The sequence below is a fragment of the Paenibacillus sp. FSL H7-0942 genome (assembly GCF_045040715.1).
Taxonomy (GTDB): domain Bacteria; phylum Bacillota; class Bacilli; order Paenibacillales; family Paenibacillaceae; genus Paenibacillus; species Paenibacillus amylolyticus.
In genome coordinates, this window is sequence record NZ_CP150279.1 from 870,496 (window position 1) to 896,642 (window position 26,147).

Sequence of the window (26,147 nt, forward strand, 5' to 3'; positions counted from 1 at the left end):
CTTGGAAAAGCGCCTTCTTAAGGGTAAAATAGAGGAGTAAGCATTCTATCCGTGTCTGGAGGTTGGCAGCAATGACATTACCCGCACTTTTCATTGCGCATGGTTCTCCCGCTCTGGCGGTGGAGAGCAATGACTACACTCACTTCTTGAACCAGCTTGGAGACAGGCTGCCGGCTCCGAAAGCCATTGTCGTATTTACGGCGCATTGGGATTGTCCTAAGCCGTCCGTGACGATGGATGATACACATCAGACCTTGCATGATTTTTACGGATTTCCTTCTACGATGTATACGATGGAATACCCTGCATCTGGGCAGCCAGATTTAGCGAACGAGATATGTGCTTTGTTCACCCGCAGCAATCTGGCACATCAGCCGATTCGAGGCCGAGGGCTGGATCATGGCGTATGGGTACCGTTGCTCCATATGTATCCCGAGGCTAACATACCTGTGATTGCTGTATCTGTAGACTCGTTGCGTACGCCGCAGGAACAGTATGATATTGGCCGAATGCTGGAACAGCTGCGTCATGATGATGTGTTAATCATTGGCAGCGGAGGAACGGTTCACAATTTGCGATTGCTGGGCAATACGGATGAACCACAAGAGTGGGCGGTGGAATTTGATAACTGGATTGGGGAGCGCTTGCAGCAGTGGAACACAAGAGAACTGTTTCAATATGAGAAAAAAGCCCCTCATGCACGTACGGCGGTTCCGTCGTATGGTACAGAACACATTGCACCTTTGTTCTACGCCATGGGTACAGCGGATATGTCCCGATCAGCGAAGCGTCTATTCCAGTCTTACCCTTACGGAACGCTCAGTTTGAACTGCTGGCAGTTTGGAGACGGCGTGTAACTTGGAACAGACAACAGCCTGATTATGGTGCTTGAAGCCAGTTTCGTACGGATAACATAACGTGTATTAATGCATACAATTACAATATATAAACAAAAGAAGGTTATTGTACACCCTTGAAGGGCTACAGTAACCTTTTTTCAATATGAGGACTTTATTCATGCAATAGATCTTTATTTGCGGATTTCGAACAATTCACAGTCTGTACGCGAATGATAAGCGAGCTCACTGACACTGGATTGTACTACTACGGTGTTGCTGTCAAAACGGATAATGATGCCACCAGAGTCAATCTGGTGATTATCTTTAAAAACTCGAACCTTATACTTCATATTCATGGCTTCCTGGAAGTCCGCATCGGTCTCAAGACGTCGCTGGGTCGGCATATCGTGTACTCCTTTGAAATTCAACTTTATTTCATCATAATACGATTTTCTGTGCCTGAGCAAGTCAGACAGAGTATCCAGGCTATTTTTGAAAAGTAAAAAGCCCTGCTCTCCAGGGGGATTGGGAGCAGGGCCAAGAATTCTATGAATGATTGCTTAAGCTGTTTTTTGAGTAGGGCTAATTGTTGGTGTGTCTTTAGGAAGATTGCCTTTGTTGTTACGAGTGAACAATCCGCGAAGGTAAGGCAGTACCCAGTGATCCAGCCCGATTTTACCTGCATTTGCACCAGCAACGACAAGGAAGATTTCCATTACAACCAGTTGAGCATTCGTGCTTACTGTTCCCGAGAAGAGGAACGCGAAGTTCATGACCATAGCCATCAGTGCTGCTAGTGTAGTGAAGCAACCGAGGATGAGACCCAAACCTACAAGGAATTCACCCAATGGGATAACGAAGTCGAACAGTCCTGCGTTTGGTACTGCGAATTTCTCAAGGAACGTTGCCCACCAAGCTTGGACAGCCGGGTGATCACCTGTTGCTTTTTCTACCGCACCGGCCAAGAACCCGCCAGCTTGGAATCCGCCAGTCAATTTGCTCCATCCGTGAGTCATCCAATCATAACCGATATACACCCGAAGTACTGTCAAAATCCACATTGCTACTTTGTTTTCTCTAAGCCATTGGTTTGTGCTGAACATATGAACCACTCCTTCATGGAATCTAGTGTGTGTTGTTTTTGTTTTTTCTAAGTGATCACCTTTGATGTCTTTATTGTATAGTTCAAAAATTGTTTTGTTTGTGATTAAAATCACAATCTAGTTCAAATTTTAAGTAAGGTTTGAGAAGTTCACATTTAGGACATATTTTTCTGGCTATATGCTGTTTCAAATGTGAATTTCACGCAGTATCAAGGCCTTCTAGGCGCAGACAAATCGGATAGGGTGTGATTAAATGGAAAGAAATACGTGAAATGGTTGCCCACATGAGACATATATCACAACTTAGAACCAGGCCATATCGTTCAGGAGGTCCTATATTGAAGTTTTTTAAATGGAACAAAGCAGCATGGGCTGCATCTCTGTTTATTCTCTCATTAAGTCTTGTTGCTTGCCAAAACCAGGAGGTGGCGCAGATGCCAGTTCAGCCAGAACCGACACCTGCACCTGTACAAGAAGAACACGTGGAGGAATCCAACACGTCTCTCTATACAGCACCTCTGACGGGTCTGCCTGTAGATGAAGCGATTACGCGTCGACCACTCGCCGTAATGATTAATAATGCACCCGCAGCTCGGCCCCAATCGGGTCTAAGTTCAGCCGATATCATTCTTGAAGTTCTCGCTGAGGGAGGCATTACCCGTTTCATAGCCATCTTCCAGAGTGGAGGCGGTGCGGAGACGGTTGGACCCGTTCGCAGTATACGTCCATATCTCATTGAGCTCGGCGAGAGTTATGATGGGGTACTTGTTCACGCAGGAGGTAGTCCGGAGGCGTATTCCATTTTGCAAAGGCAGCAGAAACAGCATATGGATGAAATCTCGAATGGTGGACCTTACTTCTGGCGTTCCTCGGATCGTAAAGCCCCACATAATCTGTATACTTCAGCGGACAAGCTGAGAGAAGGGGCAGACATCAAGGGTTACAGCCATGATTTCAAGTCGCCGGTATACAATTATAACGAAGAAGGCGCGACATCCGCAGGAGAGGCATTGAAGCAATTTGATATCCATTATTTATTGGATAGTTACCGGGTGACGTATGATTATGATGAAGTTAGCGGACGATATATGAGAATGGTGAATGGCAAGGCAGATCAGGATCTGGATAATGGGACTCAACTTGGTGCAGCAAACATCATTGTGGCAGGTGCAGATCACAAGGTGCTCGATAGTGTAGGCCGGTTGTCTGTCAATCTGGAACAGGGTGGTGAGGCCATGCTGTTTCAGAAGGGCAAGATGATTCGTGGGCAGTGGGTGAAGAAGCAGGGGGATATTATCCGTTTTGTTCAGGGTGGCAGTGAAGTAGCTCTTGTGCCGGGCAAAACCTTTATCAGCATTGTTCCGAATCAACCTGAATTTTCCAGTCACGTGAAGCTGGCTGTGCAGCAATAAAAGGATGTAATGAAAGAAAACAATGAAACATGTATTCATTTTGTCGTCGAAAAGGCATTATAATTGTTCTTAGCGTGAAAAGTAGAATCTTGTCGATTCTGAATTTTGATGTCGAATTGTAAACGCAGTGTAAAATCTTGACTTGAATTTACCATTATTCCAAATAATTAAGATTCATTTCAGATTAATGTGATAAGAATATAAAAAAGGATCACACCTTTTGTACAAACCATGAAACAAATATGATAAGATATCAAAGGTTGTCATTTCATGTTTCATCGGTTGTCGGCAATTTTTCTCGTAAAGGGGATAGAGCTATGAAGCTTAAGAAGAAGAAGGATATATTTTTTGAGACACTGGAGAATATGGCAGATACGGTTGTTCAAGCGGCAGATTATTTCTCCCAGCATGTTTCCAACCTTCAGGATGTGACTCTTTTTGCTAATGAAATGAAGAAGTACGAGTCGAAATGTGATGATTACGTGCATACGATCATTACAGAACTCAACAAAACATTTATCACACCGATCGAACGCGATGATATTATGGAGCTGACAACAACACTTGATGACGTATTGGACGGACTCGAAGCAACGGCTTCCCGTTTCTATATGTACCAACTGACAGATCCAGATGATGAGTTCGTCATACAGTTTGCTGAAATTTTGCGCCAATCGGCTTACGAAATTCAGAAGGCGATCCATCTGCTGTCCCAGAAAAAATTGCTCGCGATCCGTGAGTATACCATTCGTTTGAATGATCTGGAAAACCAAGGCGACGAAGTGCTGCGCATGTGTATCAAACATCTCTTCGCTACCGTGTCTGATCCGATTGAACTGATCAAGCGTAAGGAAATTTACGAACGTCTTGAGACAACAACGGATGCTTGTGAAGACGTGGCGAACGTGCTTGAATCCATCATTATGCGTAATTCTTAAGGAGCCAGAGAATAATGGAAACAACGATTTGGGTATTGGGTATAGTCGTCTTCCTTGCACTGGCGTTTGACTTCATCAACGGTTTTCACGACACGGCCAATGCCATTGCGACTTCGGTCTCAACCCGAGCACTGACGCCGCGTCGAGCTATTCTTATGGCAGCGGTGATGAACTTTGTCGGTGCGATGATGTTCACAGGTGTTGCGAAGACGATTGGGGGGAGTGTGACCGACCCCACCACGCTGGATAACGGGATAGAGGTCGTCATAGTCACCTTGATATCAGCGATTATCTGGAACCTGGTTACATGGTGGTTTGGTATTCCGTCTTCTTCCTCACATGCACTTATTGGAGCCCTTGCAGGTGCCGTACTCGTTGGCGCAGGATCTGATAAAGTGAAATGGAGCGGATTCATTGATATCGTCGGAGGTTTGCTATTATCACCTCTGATCGCATTTGCCATCGGTTATGTGGTCATGACGATTCTCAAATATATTTTCGCCAAACGCAGTCCGCATAACGTGAACAAAGGTTTCCGTACGGTACAGATTTTCACGGCAGCACTGCAAGCATTCACGCATGGTACGAATGATGCACAGAAAGCGATGGGTATTATTACGTTTGCTTTGGTTGCAGCAGGTGTGCAGGATAATCTGGATGTTCCGCTGTGGGTTAAAATTTCAGCGGCAACAGCGATGGCTCTGGGTACGTCCATCGGTGGTTGGAAAATCATCAAAACGATGGGTACCAAAATCTTTAAAATTGAACCGATTAATGGTTTTGCCGCGGATATTTCAGCTGCTTCCGTTATTTTCACAGCAACGTTGCTTCACCTTCCAGTTAGTACAACGCACGCGATCACCTCAGCTATTCTGGGTGTGGGTTCCGCGAAACGTTTCTCTGCTGTGAAATGGGGACTTGCTGGACGTATCATTATTACGTGGTTCATTACGATTCCGATTACTGCGGGACTGGCAGGATTGCTCTACTGGATTATTTTCTAAAAAGAGAAGTTATCCCGAACGAATTCGGGGTTACCAGACCATCTGTTCATAACTGTGTGAATATCGGGATATGTGGACAATTATACAACCAAAATCAAGAGACGCCTGTGCATGAACGTGTGGACAGGCTGGATATGTGGATAGCCATCCGTGGAATGATAAACCAAAAGAAGATATTCCTGTGGATACAGGGAACTGTGGATAGGGAAATGAGAGAAGCCAACAGGGTTGGCTTTTTTTGTTGTCGAGTTTGAATGCGTCTGTGGATATTTTGGACACGTGGGAGACGTACCTATGGTTAAAGTTGTACAATGACGTAAAGATACAGGACAAGGACGTGGTCTAATTTATGATTCGTACACTCGCCATTACACGAGAACATCAAGTCTCCGTTAACGTACCACTTACACAGCTGGATCTGAACGATTACGCCTGGGTATGGGCCGATTTTAACCAGCCAACGGAAGAGGAAAGTCGTTTGCTGGATACATATTTTCATTTTCACCCTTTAGCTATTGAGGACTGTCTGCATGTATTGCAGCGGCCAAAGCTTGATTATTATGATAATCTGCAGTTTCTTGTACTACATGCACTGAACCCGTCCACACTGGAAGCCGAGGAGGTTGACTTGTTTCTCGGATCAAACTTCCTAGTGTCTTTTCATCATGGAGTTTTGGAGGAAGTAGATGAAGCGTGGGAACGCTTGTTGCACCATGCACATGAACGAACCATCTGGGCACGAGGTCCGGTGGCTGCAGCCTATACGGTGATGGACAAGCTGGTCGATCATTATTTTCCGTCTCTATTTGCGATTGAGGATGAACTGGCCGAACTGGAGAACCGGGGTGGACAGGAGTCAGTTGAAGACTTGATGAACCAGGTGTTTGATCTGCGGACTCGATTGCTGAAGCTAAGACGAACGGTAGTACCGATGCGGGATCTGCTCTATCGGGTGGTCAATTCCCAGCATGTACAACGAACAGGCGAACATACGGCTTATTTTACCGATATCTATGACCATTTATTGAAGCTGACGGATATGATTGAAGCCGATCGGGAGATGACCGCTGACCTGCGCGATAGTTATATTTCCCTGAACTCCAACCGGATGAATCAGATCATGAAGACACTCACGGTGATTACGACTGTATTTATGCCGCTTACACTGATCGCGGGTATTTATGGCATGAACTTTGCCTATATGCCTGAGCTTCAATGGAAGTTTGGGTATGGTGCGGTGCTACTGTTGATGTTTGTGCTTGGCGGAAGCATGGTCGCCTGGTTTGTAAAACGGGGCTGGTTTAAGTGAGAACCAGTGTAATCAGATGTTAGTAACAAAAACTTGTAATAACGTGTATCCACAGGTAAAATATAACGATATGTGAATAGATTCTGGATGAATTATCCATACATATCATTGTGGAAGGATGGGATACGATGAGATTGGCAGAGGCTCTTGTACTGCGTGCAGATGAGCAGAAGAAGATAGCTCAGCTCAAGCAACGTCTGGAACGCGTAGTTAAAGTTCAGGAAGGTGAACAGCCAGCAGAGGACCCACAGTTGCTTATGATTGACCTGGAGAATACGATCCGGAGCCTGACGGTATTGGTTAAGAAAATTAATAAGACCAATGCACAGACTGACTTCACAGCTGGAGTTACGCTTGCTGATGCCCTTGCAGAGCGGGATGGAATCATGCAAGAAAGAGCATCGTTTAACGAGGTTTTGCAGCATGCGTCCATTCGCCAGGATCGGTACAGTCGTTCTGAAGTGAAGTATGAGCGAACCGTGAACATAGCAGATATTCAACAAAAAGTGGATAGCCTTTCGAAATCCTACCGGGAACTGGATTTTAAAATTCAGGAGAAGAACTGGACCATAGACTTAATCGAGGAATAAAACTGCGTCGGTAACCCTATCCAAATGAAGCGAGCATAACCCACCAACGGGAAGTTGGAAACCTGGTAGACGCTGGGCCATGTCTAACCCATATCATCATTTAGCCCAATATTGTTACAAGAATGCGCAGCATGGATGTATCGTGTATCTTTCTAATTGTTACGACCATATGCAGGTCTTTGGATAGCGGTGAGGGTGGGTAAGGGGAATTGCAGTTTGAACTACATATGAAGAAGGCCACTGGGCCATGATCTCGGGCAGTAATAAATGTCGGGAGATGATGTTTGCCAGGTGGCCTTTCTGATTCTTCTATTAGAAGTTTTGAAAAAATGTATCCACATGTGAATAACTATTCCGCTTCAACAAGCTGTGTATAACTTATGATGACTTCCTTTTACTCCATTTCAAGAACAAAAGTAGTTGTAGCTGCTTCTTTGCCATTCACAAGAATGGTAAGCGTATGCAGACCGGCATAATATTTTCTCGTTGTGATGACTTTGAAGGATTGTTTGGTGGCTACCTTGGTTCTGCCTGTCGGGTACATTTTATCGGAGCATTTGAACCGTTTGGGGGCCTGCTTGCCGTTTGCCTTCATATAACCCATCTCATATTCAATTCGCAGCATCTGGGACTCGCCGCTCTCATTAACGACATCGAACGAAAAATGGAGATCCTCGCCAATGCTAATCGTATCCTGGACAAGCTGAAGCTGCTCAATGTGAATCGAATCCTGCTCGTTATAACCAAAAAGACTCAGTGCTTTGCTATGTCCTTTCTTCAGTAATGACCTGCTGGCATGCCGGACAATCCAGTCTGTGTGTGCATGTTGTCCGTACCAGGTCGTGGCCAGATCCATAACCAGTTCAGGGTGGTCCTTGGAGATGTCATTCAGATGATTGGCGACACTTTTGCGAACATAGAGGGACTCGTCCTGTTTCAATGCATGCAGAATCGGAAGTACAGGTGTTGGATCAGTGATAAAGTTCTGGAGTTTCGCACCCCATGGCAAACGTGGCCGGCTGCCCTCACTGGCAAGTCTGCGGATATGCTCGTTGTTGCTCTCTGCCCACGCCATCATATGTTTCATCGTTTGGATTGGATAATGTTCAATAAACGGGCGTACCGCGAACTCCGAGCTGGAATAAGGTGTGAAGAGGGTCAGATACTTCATGGATAACTCGTAATCCTCTGGGTCAAGTCCGTTCACTTCGATAAAATCCGGTACAAACAGATATTCAACGCCTCTCATCGTCGGGGCGGCTTGTTCGATAATATGTAATGCTTCCTCATAATTGTCCGGCAGTACCTGGGTCAAAGCCAGTGTGATTCTGCGAATGCGCGCTTTAAATTCCAACTTTTCCCAGCCTTCAGCGAAAACCAATTCATGAAATTGCTGTGTATCCAGCTTAGGGTAGAATTGACGCATCTGTTCGCCGGTCCGATCGATTAATGCGGGAGTGTATTTGTCTTTGAAAAGTTCCATGGTCCGCCTCCTTTAGTTACTATCCAGTATACCTCAAATTACAGAAATAAGAACGTGAGTTCCTGAAATTTATTTGTATTCGGATGAACAGTGTTAAGGCACCCACCTTCTGTATGGGGGTGCCTGAATTTTTTTAACCTTTGCGACTTTTGGGACGGCGCTTCGTGGAATTGGATTTGCGACGGGGTGGAGTCGTATTACGGCGACGTGGAACATTCGTTGCTTTGTTCCGACGTTTACTTTTGCGTTTGCGGGACGGCTTATATTCTTCATAGTCTGCATCGGCCGCGCTGTTATCCGTTTTTCCTTTTCCAAAAGGCAGAATGCCCATAACGAGTTTCATCATCGGAGCCATCTGCTGGATCCCACCGACGACCTTTTGCATTTTGCCTATTCCACTCATGATCCCATCAATACCGCCGAAGCGGTCGATCATTCCTTTTAACTCACCGATGTTGGCTAACGAAAACCCGGAACTGCCTGTAGCAGCAGGCGCCTGTACCGGAGCTGGGGGAACAATCTGAGCTGCACCTCCATAAAAGTTCCCGCCTGGAGCACCTTGCCCATACGGTACGATTGCAGATGCTTCGACTTCACCAAAGCCCGGGTAGTGTGGTTCTACGCCAGGGTACATCGGTTGGATCTGGGTTTCATTCAAAGACCGCGGAACCACACCGGGCGGCATATAGGCAGAAGTATGCGCCTGCCGATGAGCATGAGAAGACGGACGCTGCCCTGGTGCTGGCTGGCGGTGATAATAATGCTGTGGCATGAACGATCACGTTCCTTCTATGTTGGATTTCGGAATTGCGTTCCATGAGTTGCATGACAGATGTACATCATAGACCCTTGTGGAACTCCCTTTTGTTATACTGTATGTCATTCGCGGAGAGACGGCGTAGGCGGGTATCCCGGAAAACGGGATATTTGCGGATTTGGGCGCATGTATGATGGCAGGTTCACGAAGAGTAAAATGCAGTTTAGACACAAAATTGTAACATTTAGGAGGATTGAAATCCTACATAAGTAATCGGATATATACAGGTGAAAACTGGGAAAAAGCGCGGAAATTTCGCCCGATGTGCGTGAGCGGAGGACAATAGTACCTTTTGTAAGCGGTAACATGTATTTTTATTCTGTAGTGCGTGAAATCGGTAACGCTTGAAATACCAACTCAGGGTGAGTACAATGTAGGTACACAGTAACCGCTAGGGGATGATGATGAAATGCAGCTGAAAAAGCTAAATGATAAAAGCATTGAACAACTATTCGAGGCTATTTTGACGCTAAAAGATATTGAAGAGTGTTATGTTTTCTTTGATGACCTCTGCACAGTTAACGAGATCCAATCCATGTCACAGCGGCTGGAAGTGGCTCGTATGTTGGGTAAAGGCAATACGTATAACCAGATTGAAGCAGAGACAGGTGCGAGTACAGCTACAATTTCACGTGTGAAACGCTGCCTGAATTACGGCAATGATGGTTATAAAATGACGCTGGAACGCCTGGGACGCTAACATGAAGAAGCCGGGTGTACTCATCATCAGTCACGGTTCACAGGAGCAGACCTGGGTGGAATCTGTCGATGACGCGATCTCCCGGTTGAATCTGCCTGTTCCATTACCGGTTGAAGCCGGTTTTCTGGAACTTGTGGAAGGACGCCTGATCCAGGACGGTATCGACCGACTGGAAGCACAAGGCGTAACCGATATTCTGGTCGTACCTCTATTTGTTTCGTCCGGGAGTACACATGTGGATGAAATTGAATATGCCATCGGTGCAAAGGAAACACCTGATCGCGAAACGGATCTGGAACCGTTCGATGTGAAGGCTCGGGTTCACTTTGGTTATCCGGTGGATAACGATCCGGATATTGCCGTGATGGTGTGGGACAAAGTCCGATTACTGTCGCAGCAACCGGAGGAAGAAACGATTCTGCTGGTAGGCCATGGGAGTATTCATGATGGTTTTCGCGAGCGTTGGGAAGCCGGAATTTCTTCCCTTGCAGAGCGTGTGCAGGAAGTTAGTGGTGTAGCCCATACGGATTATGCATTGCTGAATCCGGAGAGTGTGTACGACAAAGTGAAGTACTGGAGCGAAGAGCGGGGGAACCGAGTCATTGTGGCGCCGCTGTTTTTGAGTGCCGGTTATTTCACGAGGAACGTTATCCCGGGTCGGTTGCAAGAACTGAACTATGTGTACAGCGGTGAGACACTATTACCACATCCATTGCTTGGACAGTGGCTGGAGCGTCAGATCCAGATTTTGCTGGAGAGATGTAATGAAGTTAAAGCTTCTTCTTGAAGTGATTGCTTTGGCATAGGTGTGTGATTGCATCGCTCGCAGTAATGTCGCATCAATTGATTTGAACTCCATAGCTTCATAAACAATCAAACCACGTCGAAGGACGTGGTTTTTGTTTGTTGTAGATCACTTGAAAGAGATTGGGCTATCCATTAATGGGTGCGTGCAATTGCAGATGTAGCTCCAGTAAATTTATTAATTGGTCAACGATCTCCTCGGCCGGATAAGGCATGGAATTCATAATCCACCACTCCAGGAGGCCCACAGCAGCGGAAGCAAGAAACTGTATGGTGATCTCTTTTTTCATACCTTCCTGGATGCCACAGGCATCCATCTGTTCCTCCACTCCCTGGACCAACAATGTCATCAACTTACTACGGAACGCTGGAATACCTTTTTTAGTTAGAAGTGTGGTATAGGTAGAGGCATGCTGTTCCAGATAACTGAAGGTTCGGAGCAGCGCATCCTTGGCCGTAACGGGTGTTGTAGTAGGGCTTTCGATCATACAGGCATCCAACAACCGCTGCAAATAGGTCTCAATGCATTGATCCAACAGGTCGAACTTGTCAGCGTAATGCAAATAGATGGTTCCTCGGTTTACATTAGCCCGATCTGCAATATCGTTTATCGTAATTTGCTCGAATTCCTGTTCCTCCAGTAACCCCACAAAAGCTTCAATTATCGCCTTTCGTGTCTTGAGTACTCGTCTGTCCATGGCCCCTCCTATGATGGTTTTCAACAATAAGGAATCATTCGTTGATTATTCAACAAAAACAGATATTTTAACGATTGAAGCACAGTAGGTGCTTTGTTAATCTTATTTTATCAACAAATGTTCATAAAGCAACGAATATTGATAAAATATGAAATAGAGGGATAACCAATGAAAATATTAGTGTATGGTGCAGGTGTTTTGGGCAGTCAACTGGCACAAGTTCTGGTACGTGGCGGGAATGATGTTACTATTCTGGCTAGAGGGAAGCGGGCAGAGGAGCTGGAGAAGGATGGAATCGTCATCCGGCATATTTTTCAATTCAAAACGACAGTTGATCAGGTTCGGGTAGCCAGAACGTTGGAAGTGGATGACCAATATGATCTGATTTTTGTTGTCATGAAATATAACGATTTTCCTTCAGTGTTACCTATCCTGGCAGACAATCAGAGCAGCAATATTGTGATTGTGGGAAACAACGCAGATGCACGAAGCATGCAAAACTTTTTGGAGGAAAACAGCAGGGTAGCAAAACAGGTCGCGTTTGGATTCCATGTGAGTGCAGGGAAGCGGGAAAAGGACCGCATGTTATCGGTCGGTGGAGGCAGCGGACAAATGGTAATTGGAAGTCTGGACGGTGAAATAGGCTTTAAACCTTTGCTGGATCAAGCTTTCCAACATGTGAAATACAAGTTAAATGTTCTGAGCGATATTGATGCCTGGCTGAAAAGCCATATCATCCCCATTCTGATGCTTAATGCGGTGAGCTTTAATGAGGAGCGTGAGTTGATCAAGTTGGACGGGAACAGAAAGCAAATCCAACATATGATTGGGGCGATGGATGAAGGCTTTAGCGTTCTTGAAGCTATGGGCATAACGATTATACCGGAGATTCAGGCTAAAATGATCCGCAAGCATCAACGGATGTTGTACCTTCTGTTGAAGATCTATAGCATGCTTCCGGTTCATAAGCTGGTCGCGGGTTCTTTTGGAGAGATTGAGGCGTTAAATAATGCATTTACCGATTGGAAAAAGACAACAGGCATCCCGACTCCCCATTGGGACGTGCTGAAAAGAGATTTTACTATCCTTAAATGAAGTGTTGCTCATTAACCCAATACCGACTACAATAAAACCAACTAATAAAATGGGAATAAGGAGGTATATAGATGCGGGAAGTGCCCATGCGTTATGTGAAAGCAAATCAGGTCGGTATTGTATTGTTTGTTTTACTCTCGTTTGTGTTCAATCCAATTGTAGTTCTGGGAGCGCTGTGGGTCATTCAGGTGGTTGGTCTGGCTTCCAGTGGCAAGCTTAATCTGTTTGTGCAGATTGGGAAAGCTGTGTTGACTGGTAAAGGTACAGAGACGCAGGCGGTGGAGCTGCAGCGATTCAACAATATTCTGGCCGTGCTCTTCCTGTCTCTGGCACTCATCTCGTTCTCGCTTGGCTGGGTAGCCGCAGGTTATGTATTCTCCGTCATGCTTCTCGCGGCTGCAAGCGCGGCGCTGCTGGGTTATTGTGTAGGCTGCACCGTCTATTTCTGGTATAAACAGCTGCGTGCAGGTAGAAAAATCGGATTTTGAGGTTGGCTGAAGAAGTGATACAGGTATCCGGGATACTAGGATAACTTCATAACGAAATCCCCCTCAAGTGAGCTGCCACTTGAAGGGGATTTTTTTATCTGAACCAGGCCTTATTTAAATTGTTGGTGAAATTGTTATCGTTGAAAGGCACGTTGGCGCTACCGAAGTTTGTCGTGTTGAGTGCATTTCGTGCCGCAGAAGTCAGATCGTCCCATCCGATTAAAGGCTGAGTTCCGCCAACAGCATTAGTAACGCCGAGCTCATGGTTCAGCGGCCAGGTACTATTATAGGAAATCAACGGATGGTTACCTTGTGTATTGTTATTGCTCGGTGTAACTTTTGTAAACTGGCCGTGACCGGAATATGCGATAGAGAGGATTTTGGAATTGGGAGCTGCCGGATTATCGACCCACACGACGATTCCTTCCCAATCATGACGATGGCCGAGTCCAGAGGAAGGGGAGTCTTTGGGGAAATACCACGAATACATGATAGCCCACACCCCATTGTGCCATGCGGAGCGGGAGTAGATCTGCCCTGTGTTTGAGCTACAGTTCCCATTCGATGACCCGGACGTATTCAAGCCAGCGCTGGTATTGCCCTGTTGATCCACTGCGGGAAAAGGTACACAACCATGATAGACTTTTAGAAATGGCTGAAAACGCTTGGCTGCTTGTTGCATTACGGTGACTGGGGAGACTTCCTGAAATCCGACAACCTGATCATGATTGATTTCTGCTGCTTCAACAACGGTGACCCAAGGAATACATGCCATAAGAAAGACCAGGAGCATTAACATGATTTTTTTCATTTACACATCTCCTTCAAGGGTATGATGTAGTGCTAAGTGGAGGGTTCACTAAAACTATATTGGAAAAAGGTTTATGTTATTTATCTTTTCATCTTAAGATTTGTAAATTTGTAGCATATTTATGTCATAATCATATGAAGATCATCGAAATCGAAGACTAATTCCTATCCAAGCGGGCAGAATGGTTGATTAATGAGACTATTTTACATAAAAGGTAGTGGGGAAGATTCAGGATCGGTGCGTGAGGTTTATTGGGTAATAGGCAGATTAGTGGGTACGGATATGTTAAAATATACTTATGTATTACAGGCTAGGACATCTTTACATTTGATGATATGATAGGAGTTAAAGGCTTTGGCATGAGACGGAATTCCTGATGCATAGATATAGGTAATACGAATGATTAGAGCAATATTAACGCAAGTTCATTATTGTGTAAAAAATATGCCCTTTTGTGGACTGATGCAACGTAAGAATATGAGGTCGTTTAGACTCATGGATAATGTGGAATAGGTGGCGTATGAGATGAAAAAAGCTCGCTTAATATATAATCCGACCTCAGGCCGGGAAGAAATGAAGAAACGTCTGGCTGATATTTTGCAGCGTTTGGATCAAGGTGGTATTGAAGCTTCATGTCACGCAACAACGGGTGAAGGTGACGCAACCCGGGAAGCTGAACTGGCAATTGAACGCGGATATGACATGATTATTGCTGCTGGTGGCGATGGCACGTTGTATGAAGTTATCAATGGTATGGCCGAGCGGGAGAACCGTCCTCCGCTGGGTGTGTTTCCTTTGGGAACGACGAACGATTTTGCACGTGCACTCGGCATTCCGAGACAGTGGGAAGATTACGTGGATCTGGTCATTAACCAGCAACTTCGTCCGCTCGATCTGGGCAAAGCGAATGATAAATATTTTATCAACATCGCCGGCGGTGGATCACTGACTGAACTGACCTATGAAGTACCGAGTCGTCTGAAAACGATGATTGGGCAACTGGCCTATTACATGAAGGGTATTGAGAAAATGGCGAGCCTGTCTCCTCAGGAGCTGATTATTCGCGCCGACGGTCAGGAAGAAATCCATGATGAATTCATGTTATTCCTCATCGCCAATACCAATTCGGTCGGGGGATTTGAGAAGTTGGCTCCAGGTGCAAGCATTGATGATGGTCTGTTCGATGTGATCGGTGTCCGCAAATGTAATCTGGCTGATATGATCCGCCTCGTAACGCTTGCGCTGCGTGGGGAGCATCTGAACGACAAGAAAGTGGTTCATTTCCAGACGAGTCATATGGAAGTTACGTCCCCGGGATATGTACAATTGAATCTCGATGGAGAGTTGGGCGGCACATTGCCAGCTACGTTTACGAATTTGCGTCATCATCTGATGTTGTATCGTTAAACTTGGCACTTGGCGGAGAATGTGGTCGCTTGCGGAAAGCGTTAATGCCGCAGTGGTTGTTGTATAGCATCGCACAAGTGGTGAGGAGAGTTGGATTCAGCTCGACCGTAAGGTGTGATGGAAGTGCATTTTCCAGTTGCTGTGTACGGTGGGATCGCGTATAATCTCATGTTGTCACCAAACGTTGAGCTGATACAGGGCACATTGTGGTGATTGAGTGAACGTGAAACAGTGAACATTGAACAGTGAAGGTTAAAAGTGCTGGTCTAGTTCGATGGTACTGCGATGTAGTACACCGTACTGAATGTAACAGTTTGGTCGAGTGCCGGCTGGCGGCTAACGAACTCAGAAAGCCTTAATGTGGCTAAATCGCCGAAGCTGCGAATCTAACGAATCTCAGTGTCGTTATTTTGGAGAAAATGACCGAAAAAGGTCGGGAAACACCATCGGATGATGATATAACGTTTTCTGAAGTTCATTAGAAATTCGGAACGTTATTTTTTGATGTGATACTATATAAGAAGAAAGAAGTGAATGTACGTTGTCTAATACGAACCGCAGCGGTCGTGGAAAAAACCGCCGGAATTCGGCTGCCTCTCAGGGGCAAGGGAACGCTTCAGCGTCCCGTCAGCCAAGTCAATCATCTCGTCCATCTACACGTCAGCAGGGAAAAGAGGTGCGACCACAAGGCGCATCTCTTTCTGCCGTTCGTCCAAAGGGGAGAACGCGTGAATCTGCACCAATCGAAGGACTGCCCGTTAGCAAAAATGAAGAGACCGTCATCGACATCATTGGCATGAACCATGACGGTGAGGGTGTAGGTCGTGCGAATGGATACACGCTCTTTGTGCAGGGTGCGCTTCCAGGTGAAACCGTGCATGTGCGTGTGATGAAAACCAAGAAGCAGTACGGCTACGCCAAACTGCTGGAAATCGTGAAAGCAAGCCCGGATCGAGTGTCCGCGCCTTGCCCGATTTACGATCAGTGTGGCGGCTGCCAGATCCAGCATATGAGCTATGCCGGACAGCTTGCGTGGAAACGCCAGTTGGTCGTAGATAATTTGCAACGTATTGGCAAGCTGAACGTGATGGTGGAGGATGCAGAGACGTTGGCATCCAACGCGCAGGATGACACCTCAGTTGATGAGGCTAAGCTGGCAGAACGGTTGGAACATGATGCGAATCAGACAACTGAACCTGGACAAACATCTTCTGAAGCACAAATGATTGGAAGTAATCGCATTCGTTTGCGGCTTGAAGGTGTCATGAACGAAGAGGATACGGAGCAGGGCATTCGTGTACTACCTACGATGGGTATGGACGAGCCATGGCGCTATCGGAATAAAGCACAGGTGCCAATTGGAGCTGCCGAGGGTGGTCTGGTAGGTGGTTTTTACGCTAAAGGAAGCCATCGCATCATCGATATGGAGAGTTGCCTCATTCAGCATGAGCACAATGACGAAGTGGTCGCAAAGGTTAAAGAGATCGGCAGTCATTTTGGAATTAGCGCCTACAACGAAGAGACAGGTCGCGGCTTATTGCGCCATGTGGTTGTGAAGAAGGCATTCCGTACTGGCGAGATGATGCTCGTACTGGTCACGAATGGTCGAGACATTCCGTACAAAGACGAATGGATTGGCAGTATCCGTGAAGCGATTCCGCATGTGGCAAGCATCTGCCAGAACGTGAACAAGAAACAGACCAACGTCATCTTTGGCGATGAGACCCGCGTCCTGTGGGGCCGTGATGTAATCTATGATTATATCGGTGATGTGCAGTTTGCGATCTCTGCGCGTTCGTTCTATCAGGTGAATCCGGTGCAAACGGAAGTACTGTATGGCAAAACGGTAGAGTACGCAGGACTGAGTGGCAAAGAGACTGTCATTGATGCCTATTGCGGCATCGGAACGATCTCTCTTTTCCTCGCGCAACATGCGGATCAGGTGTACGGGGTAGAGATCGTGCCTGAAGCGATCGAGGATGCGCGGAGCAATGCTCTATTGAACGAGATGCGCAACGTCAAGTTCGAAGTTGGTGCCTCAGAGGACGTTATTCCACGCTGGAAAGAACAAGGCATCGAAGCAGATGTGATCGTTGTCGATCCACCGCGCAAGGGCTGTGATCCACGTTTGCTCGATACCATCCTGGAGATGAAGCCGGAACGCGTGGTTTACGTGAGTTGTAATCCGAGTACCTTGGCACGTGATCTTCGTGTGTTGGAAGATGGCGGCTATCGCACCGTGGAGGTAACGCCGGTGGATATGTTCCCGCATACGGTGCATGTGGAATCGGTGGCGATGTTAAAATGGAAGGGGCAGGATTAATTCCTACGCCTCTCGTTGTTCCAACTTCCTTATGGATTGAGGACGGGAAATATGTAATGTATGGCTTTGATTGAACCGTCTTTAATAACTTCAATTTTTTGAATAAGTCTTTGAAGTGCCTGCTTAAAGACTTGTTGACCTTCAATTTGAAGTTTGGTGAAGCGGGATAATTGCTTTATATAGGCACGGAGTTGTTCTTCCGTGTCTTTTTTTGTACCTGTAATAATGAAGTAATTACTGATTTTGTACACACCCTAAACCTAATACAGATAGAGGTGAAATTTCTTGAACTATAGGGGCATAGATCTCATCAAGTAGAAGCTTCTTATCATCACGCTTGTAGCCAAATGTGGGTAGAGAAGCCTTGTAGGGCGGTTCGTGAAAATATCATCTTCATGTGGATCGCCGCTGGCCAACAGCCAGACTTTCGTACCAGTAACCTCTTTCTTTCCGAACAGATGAAAGAGGTTACTGGAAACCGTGTTTACCCATGTGCTAGAGTTATAACTGATTTCGATTGGACGTCAAAGCGAGGCAAACTTCATTAACTCAGCTTTGGACGCTGATACACGTGATTCTATCGTGTTCATGAGCGATTCCAGTTTGAAGTCGAGCCGTTCTCCTTATCAATATCTCCGCTCGTCTGTTTCCTCGTAAGCTTAACAGTCCCTAGACGAAAACACTTCGACATTGTGGTTATGAAGCATTCTGACAATGTTTATTGTTCTTTATGACTGGAATGGTTGCGTTAACTATATTTTCCCTTTACCATACACATTTTGAAACAATCACAAATGAGAGAAACAACCAGATGACGAATGGAATTCCAGAGGGCATCAACGGGCTTTTTCAAAACTGTTGACAATTGGCATATATGTAATTATATTTAATATATCGGGCGTTTGGTGCCGTAAATCTACTAGTGTAAACGCTACCAAGAAAAACTTTACGCAGTATAGTTTGATCCCGTCGAGGAAGAAAATGGAGAGTTGATTGGGGGCTTACTCCCAGTTGTATATACACTCTGTCCATTTACGAGTGACATTCATCGTAGTTTTGTAGAGCATTTTCAGCAACGCTTCATTGCTTGGGAAAATGCTTTTTTCTTTAGGCTTTGCGATGTTGACGAGGGAACCCTCAAGTATTTCCGTCGTTGTACTCTTCGCGTCAAGCTTTTTATGACATGAACCATGTCATATTCCACCTCCAGCATGAATTGCAGCATCTCTGCAAACAACTCTTTCAGTGCAAATTCACCTTTTCCATCGTTATGAACTTATTCTTCTTCAAAATCACTTTCACTTGCTCATCACGTATACTATCCTCTTTAATCAGCCTTTCTAAAGATTATCTAACGGGGGAATATGATGTCTAAATCAATAGAATCTATCTTGAGAGATGAAATTTTTGCTGAACTGGACATCGAGTATCCGGAAGACCACGATACCCGTTTGTTGGACCAAGGGATCGATTCAGTAGGCTTCATCAAGCTTATTGTTTTAATGGAATCGAAGTTTAACATCTCGATCCCTGATGAAGATCTGTTATTTGAGAAGTTCTCCACGGCTGGATTAATCCTTAATTATTTGACTGTGAGAACGCTATGATGACGATCATTCAGCGTCTATTTCTGGAGGCCTCTGATCGCCAAGATCATATTATCCTTGAAGATCTAAAGCAGCAATGGACTTACGCAGAGGTGATGACAGAAGCTTACTTGATTGCTCTATATATCCACAAGAATTTTGAGCTTGAGTCCGGAAGCCATCTTGCATTATACACAAATAATGAGCCCTTGTTCATTTTTGCGGCGCTGGGCATTCAATTCTGCGGTTATGTGTTAGTACCGGTTCCTTATTCGGCGTCCAATACTGAAATTGAAAATATTTTAAATGCCAGTGACGCCAAATTGGTTATCAGCAAATCTGCACAGCCAGCGCATTTAAATTGCGACATACCTTGGGTTACCGCTCAGGATTTATCGCAAGAACCAATGCCTTCGTTCGAATCGATCTCGTTAACCAATCAGTCCGATCCCAATCAATGTGCGATTCTCCTTCCTACATCGGGCACAACCGGAAAATCTAAAATCGTTATGTTATCCCATTGGAATGTATTAACGAATGCGTTGGCACATGGCGGAAAGGTGGGGTATACAGAACAAGATTCGTTTCTTGTAACGATGCCCGTTCATTTCAGTTCTACGATTGTCACGCAATTGATTTCTTGTATGTTATATGGAACCCGAATTAAACTTATCAGCTTGCCCTTTCTGCCGCGCACCGCGTTTAAACTGTTTCAGAATAAGGCGGTCACGGCATTCTCAGCGGTGCCTACGCAATTGATGCACTTTGTTTCCGATTTCCATCAGACAAAGAACTGGAGTGCCTTTGATTCCATTGAATTTATTGTAATTAGCGGTGCGGCGACTCCCGCGAAATTAGTAGACCATCTTCAGACTGTATTTCCTCATGCGGACATTATTCAAACCTATGGATTGACCGAAGCTTCTCCGCGGGTAAGCATGATGGAACGGGGAGAGCGCTACTTATCCTGTGGATCACCCATAAATGACGTTTCTATTCGTCTTGTTGACGAAGAAGAGAATGAGGTAGAAGGAGCTGCTATCGGAGAAATTTGGGTAAAGGGCCCGAATGTGATGCTCGGTTATTACAAAAACCCGGAGTTAACGAACGCTACCATTGTTGAGGGTTGGTTAAAGACAGGAGATTTGGGATATTGGAATGAATCAGGGTGTCTTATACTCACAGGCCGAAAGAAGAATATCATTATATCCGGCGGTATCAATATCTATCCGGAAGAAATCGAGGAATTTTTGTACGGCTTGAAAGAAGTGGAGGAGGTCATGGTTGTTGGTGTACACGATGATCTGTTAGGCGAAGTGCCTATCGCATTTCTGAAAGTTTTTAATGAATTCCTGATTGATATAGATGCACTGACACGACATTGCAACTTGCATTTGTCAACGTATAAAGTGCCTAGACAATGGAGGATTATCGATAACATTCCAAAAACAAAAACAGGAAAACTGGACAGGGCAAGCACGAAGCGCTTATTGCTAAATGAGATATACTGATTCGAAATCCTTAAGCTATTTAACCAGATAACCAGGGGTGAACGAAAGGTTGAAGAATTCAACTCAAACGTTAGGCAGAAAAATATTGCCGGTCAGTTATCCGATGATTACAACCTATACGCAACATGCTCATCTCTTGTCCATACTTACCCATTACGAGTGCGCACACCCATGGATATTTAGCAATTATATCCAATTGTTTATTAACAAAGATTATAAACATCATTGGGGAGATTTTTATTTCCCTCTGACTTATGAGCTGCGGCCTTCGGATGCGTGCAAATGGATTACTACTCAAAAGATACATAGAGATACTGTAACAACTAAATGGGACTCTGTTATTCATTTTATTGTAGAAAATATTAATGCTAATAACTATGTCCACACCATGATCAATTATTTCTACGTGCCCCTAAGCGATCGCTACAATAAACTTCAATTGCATCATGACATATTTGTTTACGGCTATGATTTGGATAGAGAGATGTTGTATGTTTCCGATTTTTTTAAGAACGGGGTGTATAGTCAGGCTGAGATATCATTTAATGATTTCAATCTTGCGTTCGACAAAAATCATCTAACAACCAATCATGATTACCTTAGAGAAATGGTTTATCTGTATACATTCAATGATCAAAATCAGGATAAATTCAGTGCAGATACCCTAGTGAATTCGATAAGAAATTATTTCACTAACAAAACGCCGGAGTATTGGGAGATGTTTAACTACGGGGGCGACAGGGATAATCTTGACTTCGGCATGCAAATATACACAACTCTATTAAATTATGCGAAAGAGACATTGGAACATAAGGTTATGCTTGATATAAGACCCTTTCATTTAATTTATGATCATAAGAAGATAATGACGCTAAGATTCAAGTACTTGTACGATAATCAGCATTTAATTGAATTAAATCAAGAGCATATAGATGAATTCACAGCTATTGAACTTAAAGCAAAAATCCTTGTGAATCTAGCGATTAAATATAATTTGACAAAGGATACGAGTATTTCCGAAAGTTTACAAACGCTGATTACGAATATAGAAAATGAAGAATCCATATTCCTTGAACGATGGCTGAAGAAGGTAGTTATTCAGTAATGTTGAGGGAGCAGATGATGTCAGTTGTGGATATCTCTTCCTTGCACCCGAATAGAAGCTTTAGCGCGAAGCCCGTGGTGATCCGGGCATATTTATGGAAGGAGTGATGCCGGGATTATAATCGTTGGGAGACAGCGTGTTGAGTAAGCCAAACCGTTGCTCTTGTCTTAAAGATTCCGTTTGCTGACAGCCTATTGCTTTCTTGTCTTTCAACGATCCGCATTGCTTTAAGCGCTTTTTCCGGCACAACCACAACGGATCCACTCACCTCAAGAATCTCTCCTAGTATTTAACCCAACATCTTGTGACTCATGCATAGAACCATATCTGTTCGATTGAATTAATAGTGGTTTCACAAACCTTAAGCAAGGGGGGGGATCATAATATTCATTGTATTAACAGGAGTCGCAGGCTTCATCGGTTCCAACCTCGCCGAGAGGCTGCTGCGGGAAGGCCATACCGTTATCGGCGTCGATAATTTTCTGACCGGGTCTACTGTCAACATAGACAATCTCTTACGGTCGCCAAATTTCAAGTTTATCGAGCATGACGTCATTTATCCGCTCGCAATTGAAGGCCCTGTCGATTGGGTGATGCATTTTGCCAGTCCTGCCAGTCCGCCCAAATATCTGTCCTATCCGATCGAAACGATGAGGGTCAACAGCGAAGGGACGATGCATCTGCTGTATCTGGCCAAAGAAAAGCAGGCTGCGTTCTTCTTGGCTTCAACAAGCGAGATTTACGGTAACCCCACTGTTCATCCTCAGCCGGAAAGCTACTATGGCAACGTGAATTCGGTTGGAGCAAGAAGCTGCTACAACGAAGCGAAGCGGTATGCAGAGGCGATCACCTACTGGATGAACAGGAAATACGGTATACCGGTAAGGGTCATTCGGATCTTCAATACATTCGGTCCGAAGATGGATTTACATGACGGACGCGTGATTACCAATTTCATTAATGAAATCATGTCCAAGCAAAACCTTACGATTTATGGCGACGGCAGACAGACGAGGAGCTTTCAGTATATCGACGATTTGCTGGAAGGGATTGTGAGACTGCTGAGCACCACGTATGAACAGCCAGTCAATTTGGGGAATCCGGAGGAAGTCACCATACTTGAAGTCGCCCAAATATTGAAGGAGCTAATGAAGTCCAACGCGCAGTTAGAGTTTCTCCCGCTGCCGGAAGACGATCCAAGGAGAAGGAAGCCGGATATTACCATTTCAAGGACGATTATGGACTGGGAACCGGCGATCAGTTTGCATGATGCACTCACTAGAACGATCCACTATTACCAGGGTCAATAATCCATTAAACGGGAGGTACCTATGCAAGAACAGATCATAGCGATGATATGCGAAATCAAGGAAGACGCCCAACTGGCAAACAGTTTGAACGAGCATTCGAACATCATGGAAGACGGGGGATTGGACTCTTTACAGCTAATTACTTTTGTACTACAGGTGGAAGAGCGTTTCGGTATTGAAATCGATTTTGAACAATTCGACTTCAATCTTATGGAGTCGGTAACGACCTTCTGCAATTATATCTCGGAGCTGCAGAAAACAGCGCCTGTATGAACGATAGACGCAAGTTCGAGCTCATTATCGGGACATTTGACGCGGAACGCTTCTGGCGCGACCCTAATCTAGCCAAACTGCCGTCGTTTCACGATCCTGAAATGGAGAATATCGTGATGGCCATGGATGAGCTGCTCTTCCCATTTTGCGAGGCGCAGGATAAGCTCATTACTCGCTATCGAATGAACGTTTGCCATAAAGAGTATTTGCATGAGATCGGATTTAAATTTCTTTCCAATTCAACCGATCTCGAGAGTCCTGATGTAGGAAGCGTAGGCAGAACCGCCAATATATTCGACCTGCTCACATCAGCCGATCGAATGGGTGACATGGATCTCTACTTGCTGGACGGCGCCCGGTTGTCGCCCTTTGCCGTCATTCCGGGGGTAGATCGTACTGCAGCGCGTTACGGGCTGGAACAGGATTTTCCAGCTATCGAAACGGTTCAGACTGTCAATTCGAAGCTGTATTCAACCGAATTGAACCGTCGCCTTGATCTTCGGTGTGACAGCCAGACGGTCTATTCTCCCGAAGAGCTGCTGGCAAGCGGCTTGACTTTGCTGAATCAAGGACCCTTCCTGATCAAAGATGAGTTTGGGGTATCCGGGAAAGGGAATTTGCTGATCGAGTCGGAAGCGATTTTGCAGCGAGTCACATCCTATGTCGCCGATCAGTGCAGCAAGGGAAAAACGGTTCGGTTTATTATTGAGCCGTTCCTCCGCAAGGAATTGGATTTTTCTTGCCAATTCCACATCGATTCGGACGGTACTTACCGACATATCTCAGTGCAGCAGTTGGTCAATCACAATTTCGCTTACCAAGGCTCCTATACAGCAGACGATAGGTTGCTTCATATGCTGCAGGAAGCGAAGTATTTTGATGTAATGAAACGGGCGGCTCGCGAGCTTTATCTGTCGGGTTATCACGGCGACGTATGCGTCGATTCTATGCTGTTGACAGACGGCCGCATCGTTCCGATTGTTGAGGTGAATGCAAGAAGATCGATGAGTCTGATCAAGCATTACGTTGACCGCTACCTGAAGAAGCACGACACGGCCGGGAGCATGACGCATGCGACTTTACAGTTTGCATGCGATGTATCATTCGATCAATTGCTTGAATCGCTGGACCGCGAGGGTGTTCTATATAAGCCTGATCGAGGATTCGGTATTTTACCGTTAAGCGCGAATACGCTCCTTATTAACAAAGTCGTCAGCGAGTGCAAGGGGATCCGGAATAAGCAGGTGAAAGGCAGATTATATTATTCGTTGATCCAGGGGGAATGGGATAACGAACGATTGACCGCTAAGGTTAAGGAGGTGCTGTCGTCGTTATCCTTCAAGATCGCCCGCTGATGCAGTCCGAAGCGCTTAAAGCCATGAATGGAGGAAGAAATTTTATGGGTAAGCGGAAAGTGACGATTCTATGCTCGGGTTTCGGTCTGGGTTTCTATATTCCCGGTCTGTTAGCTGCAAGTGATTTCGAGAAAAGGGATATCGCGACGGAAGTGCTCGTGTTCGAAAGCTATTTGGAGCAAGACAAGATGGAACATATTGTAGACAGCAGAAAGGCTTACCACAATAATTTCGCACTTGCCAATTTATCGGCCCGAATGCCGATGGATATACGCAACAGCATTGATTATGCCCAGGTCGAGCTATTGCTGGAGGCGTGGAAAGCGGAAGACCGGTACGAATTCATATCGTTATCCGGACACTGGATCTATATTCTGGATTTGTATAGGGAGAAGATGCTGCCGAATCGAATTCATGTAGACCTGCTCTACGTCGATTCAGATCTGGCCCCGTCTTGGAAGAGCTTGAAGAAGTTTCACTCTCGCTATGACGAGTATTATTACAATGCTTGTCTCTATGACACTGACAAGATGGAGATTCGATGCGAAATCCCAGTTCTTCATCGTACGCCACTGCCCTTCGACTCAAGGAAGCGGCGGCTTGTTGTTCATGGCGGCGGCTGGGGGATGGGCACTTATCAAAGTACAATTCCAGAGCTTGCCGGCCATAACTATGGGCTTGATATCGTAGCTTACGATTGGAAGGAAGCGAAGCCCGATCCCGATCACCGATATTGGATGAATGATCCGGAATGGTGTGCATGGGTGAAGAGTGCGAACGGCCTGCACGAGTTTCCGCCATACATCGAAATAACGGGAGAAGACACGAAGTCATACGCCGCTGAGGTTGATCATCATTGGTTATTCGATATCGCTTCGGAGGCGATGGCTATCGTGGCCAAGCCGGGAGCGGGCACATTAATCGACTCGCTTGCATCCGAAACCCCTCTTATTCTGCTGGAGCCGTTCGGAAGTCACGAGCTTAGCAATTTGGAATTGTGGGAATCACTGGGGTTCGGAATACGCTACGAGAAGTGGCGGGAGATGGATTTTTCCGTAGAGGTCCTTAGGGAGATGCATCAAGCGATCATGAACAGACCCGGAGAACGGACGAATTATGTGGATCATTATTGTGCGAGAGTCGCGTTAACGAAGGGGTAAGATTCCAATGGCAGAGGGGGTTATGC

At 45.5% G+C, this 26,147-nt stretch carries 25 protein-coding genes; 19 read left to right on the forward strand and 6 right to left on the reverse strand.

All coding sequences use genetic code 11. The features are described 5' to 3' along the window. Positions 1-71 precede the first annotated feature (71 nt). Complete coding sequence (locus MHI48_RS03985) at positions 72-857, forward strand: class III extradiol ring-cleavage dioxygenase (RefSeq protein WP_100526323.1); 786 nt, start codon at positions 72-74, stop codon at positions 855-857. Positions 858-1,030: 173 nt separating this feature from the next. Here the strand turns inward: MHI48_RS03985 and MHI48_RS03990 are convergent, their stop codons facing one another. Both MHI48_RS03990 and MHI48_RS03995 read right to left on the reverse strand, forming a co-directional pair. After that, positions 1,031-1,243 (reverse strand): hypothetical protein, encoded by a 213-nt coding sequence (locus tag MHI48_RS03990; protein ID WP_017690673.1) that lies wholly within the window; start codon positions 1,241-1,243, stop codon positions 1,031-1,033. A gap of 156 nt (positions 1,244-1,399) precedes the next feature. Beyond that, the gene (locus MHI48_RS03995; protein ID WP_036606056.1) at positions 1,400-1,942 is read right to left on the reverse strand and encodes a DoxX family protein; all 543 of its coding nucleotides are present in this window, start codon (positions 1,940-1,942) and stop codon (positions 1,400-1,402) included. 338 nt (positions 1,943-2,280) lie between these two features. Here MHI48_RS03995 and MHI48_RS04000 point away from each other — a divergent pair, with 338 nt between their 5' ends. The 5 genes from MHI48_RS04000 (at position 2,281) to MHI48_RS04020 (ending at position 7,195) form a co-directional block, all read left to right on the forward strand. Beyond that, complete coding sequence (locus tag MHI48_RS04000; RefSeq protein WP_405143091.1) at positions 2,281-3,354, forward strand: DUF3048 domain-containing protein; 1,074 nt, start codon at positions 2,281-2,283, stop codon at positions 3,352-3,354. 317 nt (positions 3,355-3,671) lie between these two features. Then, complete coding sequence (locus MHI48_RS04005; RefSeq protein ID WP_017690670.1) at positions 3,672-4,292, forward strand: DUF47 domain-containing protein; 621 nt, start codon at positions 3,672-3,674, stop codon at positions 4,290-4,292. Positions 4,293-4,306: 14 nt separating this feature from the next. Continuing rightward, on the forward strand, positions 4,307-5,296 hold the full coding sequence (locus MHI48_RS04010; RefSeq protein ID WP_036606054.1) for an inorganic phosphate transporter: 990 nt from the start codon (positions 4,307-4,309) through the stop codon (positions 5,294-5,296). A gap of 349 nt (positions 5,297-5,645) precedes the next feature. After that, on the forward strand, positions 5,646-6,605 hold the full coding sequence (corA, locus tag MHI48_RS04015; RefSeq protein ID WP_036668386.1) for a magnesium/cobalt transporter CorA: 960 nt from the start codon (positions 5,646-5,648) through the stop codon (positions 6,603-6,605). A gap of 128 nt (positions 6,606-6,733) precedes the next feature. Next, positions 6,734-7,195 carry a DIP1984 family protein gene (locus MHI48_RS04020; protein WP_076329570.1) on the forward strand — a complete coding sequence of 154 codons (462 nt, stop codon included), beginning with the start codon at positions 6,734-6,736 and terminating at the stop codon, positions 7,193-7,195. Positions 7,196-7,589: 394 nt separating this feature from the next. Here MHI48_RS04020 and MHI48_RS04025 read toward each other — a convergent pair whose 3' ends face one another. Next, on the reverse strand, positions 7,590-8,678 hold the full coding sequence (locus MHI48_RS04025) for a DNA alkylation repair protein (protein WP_405143094.1): 1,089 nt from the start codon (positions 8,676-8,678) through the stop codon (positions 7,590-7,592). 133 nt (positions 8,679-8,811) lie between these two features. Then, on the reverse strand, positions 8,812-9,450 hold the full coding sequence (locus MHI48_RS04030) for a tyrosine protein kinase (protein ID WP_405143096.1): 639 nt from the start codon (positions 9,448-9,450) through the stop codon (positions 8,812-8,814). Between the two features lie 454 nt (positions 9,451-9,904). Here MHI48_RS04030 and MHI48_RS04035 point away from each other — a divergent pair, with 454 nt between their 5' ends. Continuing rightward, positions 9,905-10,195: a YerC/YecD family TrpR-related protein gene (locus MHI48_RS04035; protein ID WP_017690665.1), complete on the forward strand. Its 291-nt coding sequence runs from the start codon at positions 9,905-9,907 to the stop codon at positions 10,193-10,195. 1 nt (position 10,196) lies between these two features. After that, complete coding sequence (locus tag MHI48_RS04040; protein WP_341343782.1) at positions 10,197-10,982, forward strand: CbiX/SirB N-terminal domain-containing protein; 786 nt, start codon at positions 10,197-10,199, stop codon at positions 10,980-10,982. A gap of 145 nt (positions 10,983-11,127) precedes the next feature. Here the strand turns inward: MHI48_RS04040 and MHI48_RS04045 are convergent, their stop codons facing one another. Then, complete coding sequence (locus tag MHI48_RS04045; RefSeq protein WP_100526328.1) at positions 11,128-11,697, reverse strand: TetR/AcrR family transcriptional regulator; 570 nt, start codon at positions 11,695-11,697, stop codon at positions 11,128-11,130. 168 nt (positions 11,698-11,865) lie between these two features. On the opposite strand from MHI48_RS04045, the gene MHI48_RS04050 reads away from it, so the two are divergent. Continuing rightward, positions 11,866-12,792: a ketopantoate reductase family protein gene (locus MHI48_RS04050; RefSeq protein ID WP_405143098.1), complete on the forward strand. Its 927-nt coding sequence runs from the start codon at positions 11,866-11,868 to the stop codon at positions 12,790-12,792. Positions 12,793-12,863: 71 nt separating this feature from the next. Then, on the forward strand, positions 12,864-13,280 hold the full coding sequence (locus tag MHI48_RS04055; RefSeq protein WP_017690661.1) for a DUF4395 domain-containing protein: 417 nt from the start codon (positions 12,864-12,866) through the stop codon (positions 13,278-13,280). Positions 13,281-13,374: 94 nt separating this feature from the next. Here MHI48_RS04055 and MHI48_RS04060 read toward each other — a convergent pair whose 3' ends face one another. After that, entirely contained in the window at positions 13,375-14,091 is a 717-nt protein-coding gene (locus tag MHI48_RS04060) for an NPP1 family protein (protein WP_405143101.1), read from the reverse strand. Between the two features lie 525 nt (positions 14,092-14,616). Here MHI48_RS04060 and MHI48_RS04065 point away from each other — a divergent pair. The 9 genes from MHI48_RS04065 to MHI48_RS04105 all read left to right on the forward strand — a co-directional run bounded on the left by MHI48_RS04065 (position 14,617) and on the right by MHI48_RS04105 (position 26,121). Continuing rightward, positions 14,617-15,498: a diacylglycerol kinase gene (locus MHI48_RS04065; protein WP_353883967.1), complete on the forward strand. Its 882-nt coding sequence runs from the start codon at positions 14,617-14,619 to the stop codon at positions 15,496-15,498. Positions 15,499-16,039: 541 nt separating this feature from the next. Continuing rightward, a complete protein-coding gene (gene rlmD / locus MHI48_RS04070; RefSeq protein WP_405143103.1) occupies positions 16,040-17,821 on the forward strand; it encodes a 23S rRNA (uracil(1939)-C(5))-methyltransferase RlmD in 1,782 nt (593 codons plus the stop codon). A gap of 1,391 nt (positions 17,822-19,212) precedes the next feature. Then, positions 19,213-19,428 carry a phosphopantetheine-binding protein gene (locus MHI48_RS04075; protein WP_405143105.1) on the forward strand — a complete coding sequence of 72 codons (216 nt, stop codon included), beginning with the start codon at positions 19,213-19,215 and terminating at the stop codon, positions 19,426-19,428. Beyond that, positions 19,428-20,918, forward strand: a complete 1,491-nt coding sequence (locus MHI48_RS04080; protein ID WP_405144579.1) for a class I adenylate-forming enzyme family protein — start codon at positions 19,428-19,430, stop codon at positions 20,916-20,918. Before MHI48_RS04075 ends, MHI48_RS04080 begins: the two co-directional genes overlap by 1 nt. A gap of 49 nt (positions 20,919-20,967) precedes the next feature. Next, the gene (locus MHI48_RS04085; protein ID WP_405143107.1) at positions 20,968-22,023 is read left to right on the forward strand and encodes a hypothetical protein; all 1,056 of its coding nucleotides are present in this window, start codon (positions 20,968-20,970) and stop codon (positions 22,021-22,023) included. Between the two features lie 389 nt (positions 22,024-22,412). Next, a complete protein-coding gene (locus MHI48_RS04090; protein ID WP_340907622.1) occupies positions 22,413-23,333 on the forward strand; it encodes an NAD-dependent epimerase/dehydratase family protein in 921 nt (306 codons plus the stop codon). 21 nt (positions 23,334-23,354) lie between these two features. Then, positions 23,355-23,606, forward strand: coding sequence for an acyl carrier protein (locus tag MHI48_RS04095; protein WP_036668367.1), 252 nt, complete (start codon positions 23,355-23,357; stop codon positions 23,604-23,606). Next, the gene (locus MHI48_RS04100; protein ID WP_405143109.1) at positions 23,603-24,961 is read left to right on the forward strand and encodes a hypothetical protein; all 1,359 of its coding nucleotides are present in this window, start codon (positions 23,603-23,605) and stop codon (positions 24,959-24,961) included. The genes MHI48_RS04095 and MHI48_RS04100 overlap by 4 nt, the downstream gene beginning before the upstream one ends. 44 nt (positions 24,962-25,005) lie before the next feature. Further along, entirely contained in the window at positions 25,006-26,121 is a 1,116-nt protein-coding gene (locus tag MHI48_RS04105; RefSeq protein WP_211083131.1) for a UDP-glucuronosyltransferase, read from the forward strand. The last annotated feature ends 26 nt before the right edge of the window (positions 26,122-26,147 follow it).